The organism is Sphingorhabdus sp. EL138 (assembly GCF_945862485.1).
Lineage (GTDB): Bacteria > Pseudomonadota > Alphaproteobacteria > Sphingomonadales > Sphingomonadaceae > Sphingorhabdus_B.
On record NZ_CAMAYF010000002.1, the window covers coordinates 149,449 to 166,658 of the forward strand.

Genomic DNA, 17,210 nt, shown 5'->3' on the forward strand with positions numbered 1-17,210 from the left:
CACAAATGGGTTGTGTGTCAGCCAGTGCTGACTGGCGGGTCAAATATTGCTGTTATTGACGTGAACTGCGGCGTGCGTTTTTCCCGCTTGGCGGCCATGGCTTCTTTGAAGTCGTCGCTCTGAAGCGTCAGTTGTGCCAACATATAGGCGCTCTGGCGTGCCGCTTCAAAACCCTGAAGATCGGCATCCTGTAGCTGCGTCTTCATCATCGCAAAACTCGCCGGCGCATTTTTTGCAACTGAGCGGGCATAATGAAAAGCGGCATCCGAAAAGCCTTCTACCGGCATTGTCATCGACACCAGCCCTTTGGCAAAGGCCTCCTGCGCGTCCAACCGACGGGCCGACATCAGCATCTCGGCGGCGTTGCCCGGACCAATTAGCCGCGACAGCGACCATGCGAGCCCCCCTTCTGCACATAAACCAAGCCCGGCAAATGGTGCCACGAAGAATGCATCTTCAGCGGCAATGCGAATGTCCGCGGCGCATGCCATCGCAAGTCCGATACCCGCACATGGACCATGTATTGCTGCAATCACTGGCTTTGGCAGAGCCATCAATCCATCATAGCGTAAGCCGCCTGATCGTGTTGTCGTCACTTCCGGTCCTGCAGACAACTCATTTAGGACTTGCATGTCGGCGCCCGCGCAAAAGCCACGCCCAGCACCCGAGAGCAAAGCAACACGCACGTCAGGATCGGCAGCAGCTTTGGAGAAAGCCTCTGTCAACCCACGAGACATGTCCCCGTTTGAAGCATTCAGCCGGTCTGGCCGGTTCAGTGTCACCCGCGCCACGCCGTCTTCCACGGCGTATAAAACAGAGCCTGCCCCGCTTACAGTCACCAGCCCGCCAGATCAGCAGCGCGCAAGCGATGACGCGATGGCGTTCCCGCCCAAGCCCAATTGAGCATCGCCCGCTTCATATAGAGATGCGTGTCATGCTCCCAAGTGAACCCAATACCTCCATGCGCTTCAACCGTATCGCGCGTAACTTGCAGATATATGTCAGTAAGGTGCGCTTTGGCTTGCGAGGCCGCGTGGGATGATTTGTCCGGTATCGCATCCCAAGCATGCGCAGCATACCAATAAAGACCACGCGAAGGCTCAGTGGCCATTGCCATTGCAACCAACTGATAACGCAGGCCTTGGAAACCAGCAATTGCCTGTCCGTATTGCTCACGCATTTTAGCGTAATCGACAGACATGTTCACGCAATGCTCTGCACCGCCAAACGAGTCTGCTGCCAATAACACAGAAGCCGCGTCCATTAGATGCGCTGCAGTTTCTTTACCGCGCGGCAGCAATTCAGCAGAAGTCGCGTCAAAAGTGACGGTATCAACTGGGCGTGTCCGGTCTGCACTGTTAACCCGCGCTGTGGTATAATTGCTTCCCTTTTCAACCAATGCCAATCCATCTGCTGTGCCAACGATGATCACGTCCGCTTCAGCAGCATTGGGAACCAATGTCTTTGTCCCGGTCAGGTTCAGCCCCGCCATAGTCCATTCGTCGGGCATCCAACCGCTTTTACCTTCACAAAAGGCAACGGTGCCAAGCGCCTCACCAGTGGCAAGCAACGGAAGCCATTTAGACTTTTGTGCGTCGGAGCCGGCAAGTGAAATGGCAATAGTGGCAAGGCTATGCCCAAGCAAAGGAACCGGTGCTGCGGCTTTGCCAAGTGCTTCAGCTACAATAGCTACATCGACCAGTTCGAGGCCAAGGCCGCTATTTTCCTCAGGAACGATGATTGCAGGCACGCCCATTTCACAAAGTGCACTCCAGAGCTCCGCATCAAACTGCGCATCGCCGAGGGCGTCAAATATCTTGTGGACACGCAATGGATCGCATTTGTCCCGCAATAAATTGGTCACGCTATCAACTAAGGCGAGCTGCTCTTCGGATAGAAGAAAATTCATGGCGTTGCCCCCTGGCTTTTATCACGGGGCAAGCCAAGGCTGCGCTCCGCAATGATGTTCCGTTGAATGTTCGAGGTGCCGCCCGCAATCGACATAGAGAGCGAGATCATAAATCGTTCGATCCATTTAAGCCGCTCGCCGCCCATGTCTACGAAGTCGTTTTCAACGATGTCGCGCGCCAGCTTGGATATGCGTCCGGCCAAATCTGTCATGTACACTTTAGGCATCGTCTGGAACGGGCCGACATCACGGCCGTGTACATCATGCGACGTCGCTCGATAGGTGGAATAGGTTAGGCTCATCAACTGCCCTTCAATCGCAGCGAGCTCCTCACGAATTCGTGGGTTCTTGATCGCAGGTTGGCCGTCGCGCTCAACCTCTTTTGCAAGCTTGACCAAGTCTCGGAACATCGAGAGGCTCCAAGTCATAGTGGCAATGCCGGACCGCTCATGCTTCAATGTTGAGCGCGTGACGTTCCAACCCTTGCCACGCTCACCAACGAGCATGTCTGCCGGCGTCTCGGCGTTGTCAAAAAAGACTTCACTGAATTCTTTCTGGCCAGTCATTTGTACGAGCGGGCGCACCGTCACGCCAGGCTGGCGAATATCGACGAGCAGATAGGAAATTCCAGCATGCTTCTGCGCATCGGGTTCCGTGCGCACCAGACAGAACATGTGCGTTGCCTTGTGGCCGTGCGTTGTCCAGATCTTCTGACCGTTGATAATCCATTTGGACCCGTCGGCCGTTAGCTCGGCCTTGGTCCGCAGCGCAGCCAGATCAGACCCTGCATTTGGTTCTGAAAAACCCTGCGCCCAGATAATGTCGCCGCGTAAGGTTGGAGCAATCCATTTTTGCTTCTGCTCTTCCGTTCCCCATTCGAGTAATACGGGAACAACAAGTCCATTCCCAGGAATCCGGCCTGCAGGCGCACGTGCCTTGGTTAGTTCCTCGCGGATGATTTCCGCCTTTATGATATCCGATGGCTGTTCAGACCCACCATAAGCCTTTGGAATGCTGCGATGCATATACCCGCGGTCGACGCCCGCCATGACGAATGCCCGCTCATTTTCGTGCGATTTTAGATTGCCATCCGCAGGTGGCCAGTTCCCCTTGATAAAGGCGCGAACTTCCTCACGGAACGTGTCAAACTCAGTACCGAAGTCCAATTCCATCGATTAATCCTTTAGACTATTAAGGCAACATCTGAAAACTTGTTGAGCGATTGAGTCAAGCATTAATCCTTTAACTGATTAAGCTTCATGCCGCTTAGATTGGCTACATGGAAAAAGCGACAAATCGCATTGAAAGTCATATTGACATTTTTTGCCTTTTTGTCAGATTGCGTTTCAATAAGGAGAGAAAATCATGTCCACCAACGCGCTGATACCTGACCATGTCCCGCCCGAACTTGTCGTAGATTTCGATTTTTTCGCGCTGGATCAACTTGGAAAAGAGGACATCCAACTTGCTTGGGCAACTCTCCACGACGGACCCGACATTGTCTGGACTCCCCACAATGGTGGTCATTGGATTGCGACCCGCGCCGATGATATCGGTGAGATGCAGGTTGATTATGAACATTTCAGTCATAAAAACTTCAATCTGCCTCGTAGCGACTATGACCAATATTCCCTTCCGCTTGGTCTTGATCCCCCCGTGCACACACCATTTCGCAAGGCCATCATGCCTGCGTTTCAGCCCAGAACGATCAAAACCCTCGAGGACATTGCAAGGGAAACCGCGCGCAGCTTGGTAGCTGAGATTGCACCACGCGGCGAATGCGAATTCGTTGAGGATTTTGCGAAAGTTCTCCCGATAAACGTCTTTCTTGGCATGGTGGCTTTGCCGCTGGAGCATCGTAGTTTCTTGCTCGAATGGGCCGAAATTGCGGTCCGTTCGCCAGACGTCGCGTTGCGCGCAGAAGTGCACGCGAAAATGCGGGAGTATTTGACGCCATATATCGATGCGCGGATGCAAAACCCGGGTGATGACGTGCTTAGTATGGTTATCACGAGCGACATCAATGGACGTCCCCCGTCACGCGATGAAGTGTTTGGAATGTCTAGCCTCCTACTGTTCGGCGGCCTTGATACAGTGGCATCCCAATTAGGCTTTATCGCGATGCATTTGGCGCGTAATCCAGAACAGCGACGTGCCTTGCATGAACAACCACAAATGCGCGCACGCGCCACTGAAGAACTTTTGCGTCGCTATGGCCTGCCTAATACTGCCCGCGTGCTGACCAAAGACTATCTCTACAAGGGCATTCAGTTCCGAGAAGGCGATCTGATACAGTTACCGAAATGCCTATTCGGTCTCGATGACAGAAAGAACGCAGACCCGCTGACTGTCAACTTCGATCGAAAACCGTCCGAGGTTAAACACGCCGCATTTGGAGCCGGGCCACATGTTTGCCCAGGTGCAGTGTTGGCCCGTCGCGAGATCATGGTTTTCATGGACGAATGGTTGCCAATGATCCCCGATTTCGAAATTGAGACAGACAAGCCACTAATCATGAAATCAGGACCCGTTAACGGGGTTCTGGCCCTGCCTTTGAAGTGGAAAGTATGAAGCCATGGGCATCATTGATGACACCGCGGTAAGAGCGGCCATACGAACAGCGATTTACAATGGGCTGGAAGAGGCTGTGCATGCCGTTGCGTACCATCAGGGGAAATTGGTGCTCAACGTTTGGGATGGACTAGCTGACCCAGCCAATGGCACGCTTGCATCAGCCGATACACTTTACAATGTCTATTCGGTTACCAAGGCTGTGGCGGCGACGGCTCTACATATTCAGGCGGAAAAAGGATATGTCGATTATGACGCGCCGATTGCTGACTATTGGCCCGAATTTGCGCAAAATGGAAAAGCAAGCGCGACCGTCCGCCACGCATTGACCCACCGAGCCGGGGTTCCATTGATGCCGGAGGGCGTAACGCCTGAACATATGTGCGACAGCGACTGGATGGCAAGCGCCATTGCCGCAATGGAGCCGTTGGCACCTCCCGGTGAAAAAACCCTTTATCAATCCATGACCTTTGGTTGGATCATTGGTGAAATTGTGAAGCGTGCGGACCCTAAGCGCCGTGACCTGAACGTCTTTGTGCAAGAAGAGATTGCTGCTCCGCTGGGGCTGGCCGACCTGTGGATTGGAATTCCCGATGCAGTTGCGGACCGGGTTGCGGTGATGTCCAACCGCAATGAAAATGATCCCCCTCCCCCTGAGGCAACGCTTTACGCGCGCTCAATGCCCCATGCCGTCGATCTGGTACCACGCGTATTTGGTCGCCCCGATGTGCAGCGCGCCTGCATTGCAGGCGTTGGCGGTATTTTTAACGCTCGTGATGAGGCACGCTTTTGGGCGATGCTCGCAGGTGGCGGTGAATTAGACGGCGTTCGCTTGCTTTCGGCAGACCGTGTTGCGAATTTCTCTAACGTTCGTGACAATGGCGATGAGCCTGATCCTGTCATGTTCGGCATGCCTATTCCCATTAGCGTTGGCGGCTATTGGTTGGGTGGGCACAGGGTCAGCACCCCGCGCGCTATTTGGCATCCCGGTGCGGGCGGATCATTGGGCTGGGCAGACCCAGAGCAAAATTTGGCCGTCGCCATTTGCCACAACCGCATGTTTAACGCACGCGATCCCAAGGACGACCCGATCCTGCCAATATCTAAAGCCATCATCTCCGCATTAGGACTGGAGTGGAAATCATGATCACGTTGCCCAAACTTGAGGATCTCTCTGATCCTACTTTCAACGCATTCGAAATGGAACGGATGTCGACTGGCCGTTGCCCCGACCCATATCCGCGCATTCACGAACTTATGCAGCAAGGTAGCGTTGTTGAGGGCGTTTATCGGAACCAGTTTACCGATGTGCCTGATGTGCAACATGGTGGCCTGCCGCAAATGATGGTGCTGGGTTACGACGCCGTTCTGCACGTTTTGACCCATCCAGAAATTTTCACCAACCGCGAGGCTTTTCTACCGAGCCTTGGCGTATCTTTTGGTGAATCGGTATCCGTCATGGATGCACCAGACCACACACGTTATCGCCGCATTTTTCAAAAGGCATTTTTGCCGCAAGTGGTTTCGAAATGGGGTGAAACCGTTGTTGATCCGGTGGTACACCGCCTGATGGATGCCTTCATTGGCACGGGCAAAGCGGACCTGATTGAACAGTTCACGCATCATTATCCGTTTCAGGTAATCTATGCCCAACTGGAACTCGAGCCAGAACAGGGGCCAATATTTCACAAGTTAGCAATTGCTCAGTTGTTATCTTCTATAGGAGCACCGCAAGGGCGCGAAGCCTCTATCAAGCTTGGCAATTTCTTCGCTGAGCTTCTTGCCCAACGGCGTGCGCGCCCTGGGACTGATCTTGTGAGCCACCTCGCGACAGTAGAATCGGATGGAGAGCGCCTGCCCGACATCGTTCTTATTTCGTTTTTGCGGCAGCTGATGAATGCTGGCGGTGACACCACTTTTCGCGGGACCAGCGCTTTATTGACCGGATTGCTGACCAAGACTGATCAGTTGAAAGCCGTGCAGGAGGACAGAACGCTTATTGCGCAAGCCATAGATGAAGCTTTGCGGTGGGAAGGACCGGTCACATCTACCTTGCGATATGCAAGCCAAGATACAGAAATTGATGGCGTCACGATTCCTAAAGGTACGTTTATCAACTTGGTTCTCGCTTCGGCAAACCGGGACCCACGCAAATTCGAAAACCCCGATAAGTTCGATATTTTCCGCGATCGCAAACACCGCTCGCTCGCTTTTGCAAGCGGACCGCATCTGTGCATCGGGCAGCATCTGGCAAGGGTCGAAATGACCCGCGCGATGAATGCGCTGCTTGATAATCTGCCTAATTTGCGCCTTGACCCCGATATGCCGCCGCCGCAGATGATCGGGCACATTTTGCGTTCACCGGAACATATGCATGTTCGGTTCGACGGCTGAGGTGCATTTATGAAACAATGGATGTGTATGAATTGCGGGTGGGTCTATGACCAAGCTGTGGGGGATCCAATCGGTGACATACCGCCGGGCACATCTTGGGACGATGTTCCCGACGACTGGAAATGTCCTGATTGCGGTGCCCTGAAGGCAGAATTTGAAATGGAAGAAATCTAATATAAGCTTGCCTTGTTCGAAGCCTTCATTTTGGTTTGCGCAAGGAATCTTCCACCGATACCAAGCCATAGCTGACCCAAAGGCTCGAGTTCATATCTGCCGGATCAGCGTCCGGATGATAATAATGCGTAAAATCGGTTACGCCGGCATCACGCAGAACATCGTCATCCAGCATGAACCGACCAGAGAAACTGCCGGCATCTTGGGTTAGTATATGCCATGCGGCATCGGCCATGATTTCAGGGCTTCGCGCACGCGCCGCACCATCATCACCGCGCAACGCTTGAACAGCAGCGGTCCAAATGGCTGTCCGCGGCCAGAGAGTGTTGAACGCAACCTGCCCTTCAAACTCCTCGGCCCACGCCATGCTCAACAAGGTCATGTTCATTTTCGATAGCATATAGGCAGGATAAGGTTTGAATTTTTCCGGATGATCAAAAATCGGCAGCGGCGCGATCGTCAGCACGTGCGGGTTTTGCGCCTTCAGCAAATGGGGAAGGCACTTACGTGTCAACTGATAGGTACCACGGGTATTGATGCCAAACAGTAAATCGAACCGCTTCATATCGGTTTCAAGCGTAGGCTTTCGATGCATCGCGCTTGCATTGTTAATGACAATATCAATACCGCCGAAATGGTCTACCGCCCGAGCGATAGCGGCGTCGACAGCATCATCGTCACGCAGGTCCACAGGAATTGGAAGCGCCCTTCCCCCAACACCTTCTATAGCCGCTGCCGCCGTGTAAATTGTCCCGGGTAGGGTTGGATGTGGCTCCGTTGTTTTGGCGGCAATCACGATATTGGCACCGTCGCGCGCCGCACGTAGCGCAATCGAAAGGCCAATGCCGCGGCTAGCACCAGTTATAAATAGCGTTTTGCCTGCCAAGCTTGTCACCAATTCTCTCCTATCATGGCGCAAAATCTGATGAAATTGTGGCTATAATCATCGCATCACAGATAGCACTTGCCTCAACAAGAATAATATCATTTATTTAACTGATTAGAACCAAAACTATAATATTTTTAGGAGCGAATATGCACCTCCCATCGACCCTAACAGATATATCAGCGGTATGGTTGACCGAGTTGTTGGCAACGAACGAACCTGGGCTAGTTGTTGACTCAGTTGCGATAGTGGATGTGCAACACGGAGCCTGCACAAAGGTGCGATTGGCTGCACGCACCAATCGTAACGATTTTCCTTCAAGTCTAATGATGAAGGTCGGGTTTGAACCACACAGCACAAACATGCGCGCGATGCATGTGAACGAATATCACGCTTATGCTGATCTATTACCTACGGTGCAGCTCAATGCTCCCAAATGCTTTGGTTCTGCCTTGAACGAAGATGGCCGGGCGCTGGTGGTGCTGGAGGATTTGTGCCTGCGCGACGTAAAATTTCTGACCTTGCAAGAGCCGATAGGCTTTGATCTTGCCAAACAATATCTTGAAGGACTGGCAAAGTTTCACGCGCAATGGTGGAATGCACCAGAATTAAACACGCGCTTTGCCTGGGCACCGGACACCAGCGAAAATGGCGTGGCACATTACTTCCATTTGCTCAAGACCGCCGACCAGTTCCAGCGCTACGCAACCGCACCGCGCGGCGCTGCCATGCCGAAGATGTTGCTTGATCCCGAAAGGATCCGCGCCGCACATCTGGCGATGACAGAGGCGCATAAGACTGAAAAAATGGCTATGGTTGTCAACCATGGTGACATGCATTTAGGCAATCTCTATCTGGACGCAGACGGCACCCCTGGCTTTCTCGATATGCAACCGCGGCGCGGTGCATGGTCGATTGACGTCAGCTATTTCTTGATTGCAGGCCTAGACGTTGTGGACCGCCGACGTTGGGAGGCTGCATTGCTACAGCATTATCTGCACTGCCTTGCACAGGAGGGCGTAGACACCCCGTCCTTTGATGGTGCTTGGGCCGCTTACCGCCGCGATGTCATTTGGGGCTTGCTGATATGGCTGCTGAATAGCTCGCAATTTCAGACAGAAGCCAACAACACTGCAGCCGCGGTTCGGTTCGCAATGGCCATGATCGACCATGATACATTTGGACGACTAGGCGTATAATCGGTCACGTCGTGAAGTGATTGAAACCCTACGGAAGTTTCATATTTGATTGAGGAGGCAAGATGGAGGACCAAAGGACATATCAGGACTTCTTGCCTTTTTGGCTATTCTGGAATGCCGATATATTGTTGGCCAAACAATCTTCATCAACCGCAGTAACCAACGACGGCCAAGTGCGCGGCGGAGGGTTCAGCCTCCAGCCGCGCGATTAGCTTATCCTATTTCGGCAATCACGGTCCCTACTTCATAGGTTTCACCGATTTCCCCAATGATCTTGAGCGTACCAGAAGCGGGGCTTTCGACTTCATTGGTCGATTTGTCGCTTTCAATTGAATAAAGTGGCTGCCCCTCAGCCACCTGCGCTCCGTCCTCGAAGAGCCATTCGCTTAGAATGCCTTCGTTCATGGAAAAGCCGATTTTTGGAAGTGTTACCTGAAATGCCATGTTAAGGCTCCTTAGCTTGCAAGTTGGACGATGGCCGCCAGGATCGATGCCGCATCCGGAGCAAAAGCAGATTCGAGCGGTTTTGAATAGGGAACCGCACAAAATGCGCCGCCCAGCCGCTTCACTGGCTTTTTCAGCTGACCAAAAAGCTCTTCATTTATGACAGCAGCAATTTCCGCACCGACGCCGTGTTGTTTTACCGCTTCGTGTGCAATCAGGACCCGACCGGTTTTTTGGGCCGAAGCAAGCACCGTTTCGCGATCCCACGGCGCAATCGTGCGGAGGTCAATAACTTCGACAGATATGCCCTGTTCTGCAGCCTTAGCCGCCGCCATCCGTGCTTCAACTGCCATGCGCGCATAAGAAACCAACGTGACATCGCTGCCCTCACGCTGAACCGCAGCCTTGCCCAAGGGCACACGATGACTGTTGTCTGGCAATTCAAAAGACATGGGTGTAAAATAAGTTGGAAGATTTTCGATGAAAATCACCGGATCGGGATCTTCAATGGCAGCCCGCAGAAGTCCATAAGCGTCTTCCGGAGTTGATGGTGCGCATACCTTAATACCGGCGGTATGTGCGAACCAAGCCTCCAGATAATCACAATGCTGGCCGCCGGAACCAAAACCGAGCCCGGTCATGGTGCGAATGACGATTGGGACACTGGTTTGTCCACCCGACATGAAACGCAACTTGGCAGCATGATTGACAATCATGTCCATCGCCACAGTTGTAAAGTTCATAAGCATGATTTCAGCGATCGGCTTATATCCGGCCAAGCTTGCCCCGATTGCTGCGCCCATAATGGCTTGTTCGGCAATTGGGGTCGACCGAACACGTTCCTCGCCAAAGCTAGCGGATAGGCCCTTGGTGATCTTTACAATGCCGCCACCTTCCGCGTCACCAATGTCTTCGCCAAGGGTAATGACTTTCGAATCTTCTGCCAACGCGTCGCGATAGGCCTTCGAAATAGCCGCCAATATGGTAACGGTAGGCTTTGCCACTTTTTGCGCCGCGCTCATGCCGCGATCTCCTTTTCAAATACATCAAACCGCAGTTCATCGGCTGTGGGCCAGGGTGAAGACAATGCAAACTCGAGCGCTTCGCTAATCTGTCCTTCAACATCAGATTCGAATGCGGCAAGCTCATCTTCCGACGCGATACGATCGGCAATCAAACGTGCCCGGAAACGGGGTACTGGGTCTGCTTCCATTGCCGCAGCCTTTTGCTCCGGCGGAATATAGCTGTCATCATCGCCGAAGTTATGTCCGAAAAAGCGGAATGTCATGCACTCGAGCAGCGTTGGGCCTTCGCCCGCACGGGCGCGGGCAACTGCTTCTGCAAATGCGGAATACATGGCTTCGGGATCATTACCATCAACACGAACACCGGGCATTCCGTAACCGTCTGCGCGATTGGCAATATTCTGTCCGCCAGTCATCTTTTCAAATTTCGTGTGCTCGGCGAACAGATTGTTCTGACATACAAAGATAGTGGGCAGTTTCCATACCGAAGCAAGGTTCATGGCCTCGTGAACTGCCCCAATATTGGATGCACCATCGCCAAATGTACAAACCGATACCCGATCGCTTTTGTCGAGCTGCGCCGCCCAAGCAAGGCCATTAGCAATTGGCGCCGATGAACCGACAATACCGGTTGTAACCATTATGCCTTTCGGTGGGTAGGTCAAATGCATCGGGCCGCCTTTACCCTTGCATGAGCCCGTCGAGCGGCCAGCAAGTTCCGCCCATAATTCCTTTAAAGGAAAGCCCTTACCCAACATGTCGTGGATACCGCGATAGATTGTACAAATCGTGTCGTCGTCGCGCAAAACATTACCCATCACTGACGGAATAATTTCTTGGCCGCGATAGGAGTAATAGGCCATTGCGACCTGCCCTGAAAGAATCACCTTCCGGGCGCGCTCATCGTTCGCTTTCAACAGCGCGGCCCGCTTGTAAATATCCAACAATGCGGGGGAATCTGCGACAAACTGCTTGTCAGCCATGCGAAGCTCTCCTTTTTTCTAACACGGATAATCGATAATATCCGTTATATGATTGGGGAGGGCCTGTCGAGGGCGAAGATGCTATTTTCAGTCCAACAAATCCACCAATGACGCAGGGCCAACTTGAGACAGCCAAACCCGACCGGCTGCCTCCATATGCTCTTTCCAATGCGCTTCAGCAGCATCACCGTCTTTAGCTTCGATTAAATCCACCAAACGGGAATGCGACTTCAAACCGAAACGCAGCTGTTTCTGAGAGAACTCGGAGTCAGCATCCGGCCTGCGCCGTTGAGCCAATGCGAGATGCCCCTCCACCAGACCGCGCAACGCCTGAGAGAATACATTTAGCGTTTTGTTTCCGGAAAGTTCCATCAAAAGCCGGTGGAATTCGGCAATCTTAATAGTGACTGCAAACCTATCGGTCATCAGGCTCATTTCGTCTTCGATAAAGCGCCGCAAAATAGGAACTGCCACTTCGCTGTTGCGTTCGGCCACAAGGCGCGCCGCAGGAGGTTCAATAAGGGTCCGCATCTCATAAAGATCGCCGATAGCCACCTTTTGCGATTGCAGAATGATGCCCGCTGCCCGCTCCATCATTTCATAATCGGGCGAACTTATACGCGCCCCACCCCGGGCACCCCGGGCAACAGTAACTAAGCCCTCCGACTCCAAAATACGAACCGCCTCGCGGATTGTTGGGCGCGAAACCTCAAATTCAGCAATGAGGTGTGACTCAGCCGGCAATGTATCACCGTCGCTTAACTCGCCTCTGATGATCGCATTTCGTATTTGCTTGGCTACAAGTTCCGCTGTTTTAGGGACCCTGACGGCGACCGCGTTGCTCCGGCTACCGACGGGAATGGCTACAAATCCGTTAGACAATTTAAATTCCTTTATAATCGATAACGCTGTTAGCCGAAAAGCCACCTATTTCGCAAGCATCACCGTCAAGAACAGTGCTTGCAAACGTCCATATAAATTAGTTAGATGATAAACATAAGAGTAAGCAAAACCAAATAGGGTGGTCGGCAAGGATCGACGACCTAGAGACGGATGAGGAGAGTGCGACGTGAGCCAATGGGACGAAAGTGTAGACTTCATTGTTGCCGGCAGCGGCGGCGGTTCGATTGTGGCGGCACTTACGATTGCAGATTCAGGCAAGAAGCCGCTTATTCTCGAGAAAACCGATAAGATAGGCGGATCGACTGCGATGTCTGGCGGCGTGTTTTGGATACCCAACCACCCCCTTCAGGCGCGCGATGGTATAAACGATAGCGCTGAGAAAGGGCGCACATATCTGGACGCTGCTGTGGGGGATATTGGCCCCGCCACATCCCGCAATCGCAAAGACATGTTCCTAAACCAAGGTCCAAAGCTGGTGGATTATTTGGAAACCAAAGGCATGCCATTCATACGTTGCGACGGATGGTCCGATTATCATGACGACCTTCCCGGCGGCCTTCCTGAGAGCAGATCACTTGCAGTCGAACCGTTCAACGTAAAAGAACTGCCGGTTGAATGGGCTGCAAAGCTTCGGCGTGGCCTTTCAAGCCTTCCTATCAGGGGCATTGAAGGCCGCCGCCTCATGGTGATGAAGACGACCTTTGATGGCAAGCTGGCCGCGCTTTCCCTTGGCATGCGTATAATCAAGGCAAAGCTTCTAGGCCGGGAGTATGTCGCAGCGGGTACGGCAATCCAGGGACGCATGCTTCAAATGGCTCTTCGCCAGAATATAGACATTCGTGTCAATTCAGGCGTGTCCGAACTCATTGAAGAAAACGGCAAAGTAACAGGCGTGGTTACGCAAAAAGACGGGAAACCTTGGCGTATTGAAGCGCGCGATGGCGTGCTGATTAACGCAGGTGGTTTCTCGCACAATGAAGCCATGCGCAAACAATATGGGCCTCAACCTTCGTCGGTCGCTTGGACGAACGCCAACCCTGGCGATACCGGCGAAATGATTGAAATTGCCAAGTCGCACGGCGCTGCGTTGGATTTCATGGATGGTGCAGTTTGGATTTTGACATCCACCCCGCCCACTGGGGAACGCTATATCCATGTACTCGATTTGCCCAAGCCGCATTGCATTTTGGTCAATCAGAAAGGTCAGCGTTATACCAACGAGGCGCAAAGCTATATGGCTAACGGCCAGGCCGTTTATGCGGGCGGCGATGTGCCGGTTTGGGCGATCGTCGAGTCGCGCCACCGCGATCGTTATCCTTGGGCGTTTCTGGCAGGCAAGACGCCGCAATCCTTTTTCGATAGCGGCTATATGAAAAAAGCCGATACCATTGAAGAACTTGCGGCGCAGATTAATGTGCCTGCTGATAACCTGAAGGCCACTATAGAGCGTTTCAACGGCTTCGCCCGCAAAGGCAAAGACGAGGATTTCGGGCGCGGGTCAAAGGCCTATGACCTAGTCTTTGCCGATCCGTCCCATGGCCCCAATCCGGGACTCGGTGCAATTGAAAAGCCACCATATTATGCTGTTGCTATTTACCCCGGTGACGTTGGAACCTTTGGCGGGATCCTTACTGATGAGTTTGCCCGCGTCATCAAAGAAGACGGCAGCATACTTCAGGGGCTTTACGCCACCGGCAACTCAACCGCATCAGTCATGGGTAAAACCTACCCGGGTGCCGGGGCCAGTATTTCGCCTGCATTCATCTTTGGATGGGTCGCCGCACGGCACGCTTTGGGACAGGCTCCCAATTAAAAAGCATATCAGGAGCTTTATATGGAACCGAGCGTCGAAGATATGGTCCGCGAATTGCATGACCGGCAAAAAATTCGTGACGTGGTGACAAATTATTGCCGGGGCGTGGACCGGATGGATCGCGCGCTCTTGCTATCCTGTTATCACCCCGATGCCATTGACGATCACGGCTTTTTCGTAGGCGGGCCGGAGGCATTTTGGGAATGGGTGAACCATTATCACAATAACGCGCAGGCCGGGCATCAGCATATCATCACCAACCATAGCTGCGATCTGGATGGCGATGTCGCGCATACGGAAACTTATTGGATGTTTGCTGGAATGGATGCGAAGGATTATTCCTTTTCCATCGGCGGAGGTCGGTACATTGACCGGATGGAAAAGCGCGACGGCGTCTGGCGCATTGCAGCGCGCAAATGCGTCTCCGAATGGGGCGGGGTTCCGGCACAATCGAAAGTTCCAGCCGAATTCATGTCTATGCTGCGGGAAAGTGGTGTCGTTGCCCGCGACAACTCTGACTCCTCTTACGAGCGTCCATTGACTGTTCCGACCGAGAGAATTGGTATCAATATCGATATTCTGCCAAAAGGTTATGCCCCGCAAGCATAAAGAGCGCGGTTCTAATGCTTATCGAAATCAACGATCAACCGCACAACTGACCCATCATGCAGCCGGTCAAAGCCTTCATTAATCTCGTCAAGGCTGATTGTTCCACTCAACAACTTATTCACAGGCAAACGTCCGGCGCGGTATAATGCAACATAGCGCGGAATGTCGCGCACGGGAACGCAGGTGCCAATATAGCTTCCTTTGACGGTGCGCTCCTCGGCCACCAAACTGACAATGTTTAATGCCAAATTCACGTCAGGCGGCGGGAGACCAGCGGTAACGGTTGTACCGCCTCTTTTTGTCATTTTGTAAGCGTTCTCCAACGCCGCGCCAACACCGGCAAATTCAAATACGAAATCCGCCCCACCGCCTGTTAATTGGCGGACTTTCTCGATTGCGTCAGGATCACGTGCGTCAACGGTATCAGTCGCGCCCATAGATGCTGCGAGCGCCAGCTTCTTATCCGACACATCAACCGCAATGATTTGTGACGCGCCGCACGCGATTGCGCCCAAGACAGCGGCAAGGCCAACGCCGCCCAAGCCGATTACCGCAACGCTTTCGCCCGCCTGAACGCGCCCAGTGTTCACCACTGCACCAACCCCTGTCAAAACAGCGCACCCGAATAGGGCAGCTTCCTGAAACGGCAGGTCCTTGTCGATTTTAACGAGCGACCGGCGCGAAACTACCGCATGATCAGCAAAGGCAGAGCAGCCGAGATGATGATGCAATGCCGCGCCTTCTTGATGCAAGCGGATGCCTCCGGACAACAACGTGCCCTTACCATTGGCGCCTGCTCCGGGTTCGCACAACGCAGGGCGCCCCTCGGCACATGGAAGGCAATGCCCACAGCTTGGCATAAAAACCATCACAACATGGTCGCCCGGCAACAGATCATCTACCCCATCGCCAATAGCGACCACCTCACCTGCGGCCTCATGGCCAATGGCCATCGGCATCGGACGCGGTCTGCTGCCGTTGATAACCGAAAGATCGGAATGGCACAGACCAGCGGCGGCAATTCTAACCAGAACCTCGCCAAACCCGGGTGCATCAAGCTCTACTTCCTCGATGGATAAAGGCCGAGACGACGCATAGGGCGCTGTTGCCCCCATTTCCCGCAAGATTGCAGCTTTTACCTTCACTTTAGAACCCTCTCTCATTACACCCGTTGAACCGACAACCCCAAATCAGGTGCCCCTGACCATTGGCGGGTTCCAGTCAATCATGGAAGCTTTTGTGAACAATAGTACGAAAATCGCTCCGGCCGACCCTCAAAAATCTTCCAAAGAGTCCGGGATGCGGTCCAACTACGCCCGCTTTCGGACGATCACCACGCGCTGGATGGACAATGACGTATATGGCCATGTTAACAACGTAGTATATTACAGTTTCTTTGACACGGCGGTCAATGCAACCTTGATTGACGAAGGTTTGCTTGATCCACAAAATGGCAATGTCATTGGCTTGGTCGTTGAAACCGGATGTAGATACGCATCTGCACTAAGCTTTCCGGAAACCGTCGACGCAGGCATTCGCGTTGCACATATTGGAAACTCCAGTGTCCGTTATGAAGTTGGTCTGTTCAAACATGGTGAGGATATCGCGGCAGCCGAAGGCTTTTTCGTGCATGTCTATGTAGATGCCCGGACAAGGCGGCCAGCATCAATTCCCACTGCGCTTCGATCCTTTCTGGAAAGCCTCACTTAATACCTATTTGCGGCTAAACTGTCCTCGACGGCGCTGAGCAACAGCCTGAACGCCTTCAGCAAAGTCCGCGGTTTTCTTCAGCCGGCTTTGAACCCCTGCTTCGAAACGCGTGGCCGACTGCACGCGGCCAGAGATATCCCCACGTAATGTTGCCCTTGTCGCCTCAACCGCTAGCGGAGCATTCTCCGCAATCTGAAGTGCAAAATGCATTGCAGACTTTTCCAAATCTTCGGTCGTCGCCAGCATGTCTATTAGCCCCCAATCAAGGGCATTCGCGCCGTTAACGCGTTCACCCGTCAGTAACATACGGGCAGCATTTTGTTGGCCAATGATCTCAGGTAACCGGGTTGAGATACCAAAGCCCGCGTGAAAACCGAGCTTGACGAAGTTGGCAGCAAAGCGACTTTGTTCAGATGCAATCCGGAAGTCCGCGACCAAAGCCAATCCAAGTCCTGCGCCAATGGCCGCACCTTGGACGATTGCTATGACCGGTTTACGGTTGGAATAAAGGCGCGCCGCCTGCGCATAAAGCGCGAGCACTGAGGCATCATCATCGTCAGCAGCAAAATCGCCGCCTTCGTTGAAGTCCG

General features: G+C 53.1%; 18 protein-coding genes. 8 read left to right on the top strand and 10 right to left on the bottom strand.

Translation table 11 applies throughout. The annotated features are described in order from the left end of the window. Window positions 1-17 precede the first annotated feature (17 nt). Genes Q0O33_RS01895 through Q0O33_RS01905 form a run of 3 tightly spaced genes read right to left on the bottom strand, consistent with a single transcriptional unit; the run spans window position 18 to window position 3,081 of the window. Window positions 18-839, bottom strand: a complete 822-nt coding sequence (locus tag Q0O33_RS01895) for an enoyl-CoA hydratase-related protein (protein ID WP_295495284.1) — start codon at window positions 837-839, stop codon at window positions 18-20. Further along, window positions 836-1,909, bottom strand: a complete 1,074-nt coding sequence (locus tag Q0O33_RS01900; RefSeq protein ID WP_295495285.1) for an acyl-CoA dehydrogenase family protein — start codon at window positions 1,907-1,909, stop codon at window positions 836-838. The genes Q0O33_RS01895 and Q0O33_RS01900 overlap by 4 nt, the downstream gene beginning before the upstream one ends. After that, window positions 1,906-3,081, bottom strand: coding sequence for an acyl-CoA dehydrogenase family protein (locus tag Q0O33_RS01905; protein ID WP_295495288.1), 1,176 nt, complete (start codon window positions 3,079-3,081; stop codon window positions 1,906-1,908). Before Q0O33_RS01905 ends, Q0O33_RS01900 begins: the two co-directional genes overlap by 4 nt. A gap of 193 nt (window positions 3,082-3,274) precedes the next feature. Between Q0O33_RS01905 and Q0O33_RS01910 the strand changes: the two genes are divergently transcribed. From Q0O33_RS01910 to Q0O33_RS01925, 4 genes are read left to right on the top strand one after another with little or no spacing between them, the layout of a single operon-like run. Next, the gene (locus Q0O33_RS01910; RefSeq protein ID WP_295495290.1) at window positions 3,275-4,480 is read left to right on the top strand and encodes a cytochrome P450; all 1,206 of its coding nucleotides are present in this window, start codon (window positions 3,275-3,277) and stop codon (window positions 4,478-4,480) included. A 4-nt stretch (window positions 4,481-4,484) separates the two neighbouring features. Next, window positions 4,485-5,627, top strand: coding sequence for a serine hydrolase domain-containing protein (locus Q0O33_RS01915; protein ID WP_295495292.1), 1,143 nt, complete (start codon window positions 4,485-4,487; stop codon window positions 5,625-5,627). Then, window positions 5,624-6,874, top strand: coding sequence for a cytochrome P450 (locus tag Q0O33_RS01920; protein ID WP_295495295.1), 1,251 nt, complete (start codon window positions 5,624-5,626; stop codon window positions 6,872-6,874). The genes Q0O33_RS01915 and Q0O33_RS01920 overlap by 4 nt, the downstream gene beginning before the upstream one ends. A gap of 9 nt (window positions 6,875-6,883) precedes the next feature. After that, entirely contained in the window at window positions 6,884-7,048 is a 165-nt protein-coding gene (locus tag Q0O33_RS01925; protein WP_295495297.1) for a rubredoxin, read from the top strand. A gap of 25 nt (window positions 7,049-7,073) precedes the next feature. Here the strand turns inward: Q0O33_RS01925 and Q0O33_RS01930 are convergent, their stop codons facing one another. Next, the gene (locus tag Q0O33_RS01930) at window positions 7,074-7,943 is read right to left on the bottom strand and encodes an SDR family oxidoreductase (RefSeq protein WP_295495300.1); all 870 of its coding nucleotides are present in this window, start codon (window positions 7,941-7,943) and stop codon (window positions 7,074-7,076) included. Between the two features lie 140 nt (window positions 7,944-8,083). Here Q0O33_RS01930 and Q0O33_RS01935 point away from each other — a divergent pair, with 140 nt between their 5' ends. After that, window positions 8,084-9,133 (top strand): phosphotransferase, encoded by a 1,050-nt coding sequence (locus Q0O33_RS01935; RefSeq protein WP_295495302.1) that lies wholly within the window; start codon window positions 8,084-8,086, stop codon window positions 9,131-9,133. 213 nt (window positions 9,134-9,346) lie between these two features. Here the strand turns inward: Q0O33_RS01935 and Q0O33_RS01940 are convergent, their stop codons facing one another. The 4 genes from Q0O33_RS01940 to Q0O33_RS01955 all read right to left on the bottom strand — a co-directional run bounded on the left by Q0O33_RS01940 (window position 9,347) and on the right by Q0O33_RS01955 (window position 12,467). Continuing rightward, window positions 9,347-9,577, bottom strand: a complete 231-nt coding sequence (locus tag Q0O33_RS01940; protein ID WP_295495303.1) for a biotin/lipoyl-containing protein — start codon at window positions 9,575-9,577, stop codon at window positions 9,347-9,349. 11 nt (window positions 9,578-9,588) lie between these two features. Continuing rightward, the gene (locus Q0O33_RS01945) at window positions 9,589-10,599 is read right to left on the bottom strand and encodes an alpha-ketoacid dehydrogenase subunit beta (RefSeq protein ID WP_295495304.1); all 1,011 of its coding nucleotides are present in this window, start codon (window positions 10,597-10,599) and stop codon (window positions 9,589-9,591) included. Then, on the bottom strand, window positions 10,596-11,585 hold the full coding sequence (locus tag Q0O33_RS01950; RefSeq protein WP_295495307.1) for a thiamine pyrophosphate-dependent dehydrogenase E1 component subunit alpha: 990 nt from the start codon (window positions 11,583-11,585) through the stop codon (window positions 10,596-10,598). Before Q0O33_RS01950 ends, Q0O33_RS01945 begins: the two co-directional genes overlap by 4 nt. A gap of 87 nt (window positions 11,586-11,672) precedes the next feature. Beyond that, window positions 11,673-12,467, bottom strand: coding sequence for a GntR family transcriptional regulator (locus Q0O33_RS01955; protein ID WP_295495309.1), 795 nt, complete (start codon window positions 12,465-12,467; stop codon window positions 11,673-11,675). A gap of 187 nt (window positions 12,468-12,654) precedes the next feature. Here Q0O33_RS01955 and Q0O33_RS01960 point away from each other — a divergent pair, with 187 nt between their 5' ends. Next, the gene (locus tag Q0O33_RS01960) at window positions 12,655-14,301 is read left to right on the top strand and encodes an FAD-binding protein (RefSeq protein ID WP_295495311.1); all 1,647 of its coding nucleotides are present in this window, start codon (window positions 12,655-12,657) and stop codon (window positions 14,299-14,301) included. Window positions 14,302-14,322: 21 nt separating this feature from the next. Continuing rightward, window positions 14,323-14,910, top strand: coding sequence for a nuclear transport factor 2 family protein (locus tag Q0O33_RS01965; protein WP_295495313.1), 588 nt, complete (start codon window positions 14,323-14,325; stop codon window positions 14,908-14,910). A gap of 11 nt (window positions 14,911-14,921) precedes the next feature. Here the strand turns inward: Q0O33_RS01965 and Q0O33_RS01970 are convergent, their stop codons facing one another. Next, complete coding sequence (locus Q0O33_RS01970) at window positions 14,922-16,073, bottom strand: zinc-dependent alcohol dehydrogenase family protein (protein WP_295495316.1); 1,152 nt, start codon at window positions 16,071-16,073, stop codon at window positions 14,922-14,924. A 76-nt stretch (window positions 16,074-16,149) separates the two neighbouring features. Between Q0O33_RS01970 and Q0O33_RS01975 the strand changes: the two genes are divergently transcribed. Then, a complete protein-coding gene (locus Q0O33_RS01975) occupies window positions 16,150-16,620 on the top strand; it encodes a thioesterase family protein (protein ID WP_295495318.1) in 471 nt (156 codons plus the stop codon). A gap of 3 nt (window positions 16,621-16,623) precedes the next feature. On the opposite strand, the gene Q0O33_RS01980 is transcribed toward Q0O33_RS01975, so the two are convergent. Further along, window positions 16,624-17,210, bottom strand: a 587-nt coding sequence (locus Q0O33_RS01980) for an enoyl-CoA hydratase/isomerase family protein (RefSeq protein ID WP_295495321.1), incomplete at its 5' end; no start/stop codon positions are given.

Excerpts from the sequence above, each read along its gene's own strand:
- Q0O33_RS01900 (WP_295495285.1), bottom strand. The coding sequence starts at position 1,909 with ATGAATTTTCTTCTATCCGAAGAGCAGCTCGCCTTAGTTGATAGCGTG.
- Q0O33_RS01905 (WP_295495288.1), bottom strand. The coding sequence starts at position 3,081 with ATGGAATTGGACTTCGGTACTGAGTTTGACACGTTCCGTGAGGAAGTT.
- Q0O33_RS01910 (WP_295495290.1), top strand. The coding sequence starts at position 3,275 with ATGTCCACCAACGCGCTGATACCTGACCATGTCCCGCCCGAACTTGTC.
- Q0O33_RS01915 (WP_295495292.1), top strand. The coding sequence starts at position 4,485 with ATGGGCATCATTGATGACACCGCGGTAAGAGCGGCCATACGAACAGCG.
- Q0O33_RS01920 (WP_295495295.1), top strand. The coding sequence starts at position 5,624 with ATGATCACGTTGCCCAAACTTGAGGATCTCTCTGATCCTACTTTCAAC.
- Q0O33_RS01925 (WP_295495297.1), top strand. The coding sequence starts at position 6,884 with ATGAAACAATGGATGTGTATGAATTGCGGGTGGGTCTATGACCAAGCT.
- Q0O33_RS01935 (WP_295495302.1), top strand. The coding sequence starts at position 8,084 with ATGCACCTCCCATCGACCCTAACAGATATATCAGCGGTATGGTTGACC.
- Q0O33_RS01940 (WP_295495303.1), bottom strand. The coding sequence starts at position 9,577 with ATGGCATTTCAGGTAACACTTCCAAAAATCGGCTTTTCCATGAACGAA.
- Q0O33_RS01945 (WP_295495304.1), bottom strand. The coding sequence starts at position 10,599 with ATGAGCGCGGCGCAAAAAGTGGCAAAGCCTACCGTTACCATATTGGCG.
- Q0O33_RS01950 (WP_295495307.1), bottom strand. The coding sequence starts at position 11,585 with ATGGCTGACAAGCAGTTTGTCGCAGATTCCCCCGCATTGTTGGATATT.
- Q0O33_RS01965 (WP_295495313.1), top strand. The coding sequence starts at position 14,323 with ATGGAACCGAGCGTCGAAGATATGGTCCGCGAATTGCATGACCGGCAA.
- Q0O33_RS01970 (WP_295495316.1), bottom strand. The coding sequence starts at position 16,073 with ATGAGAGAGGGTTCTAAAGTGAAGGTAAAAGCTGCAATCTTGCGGGAA.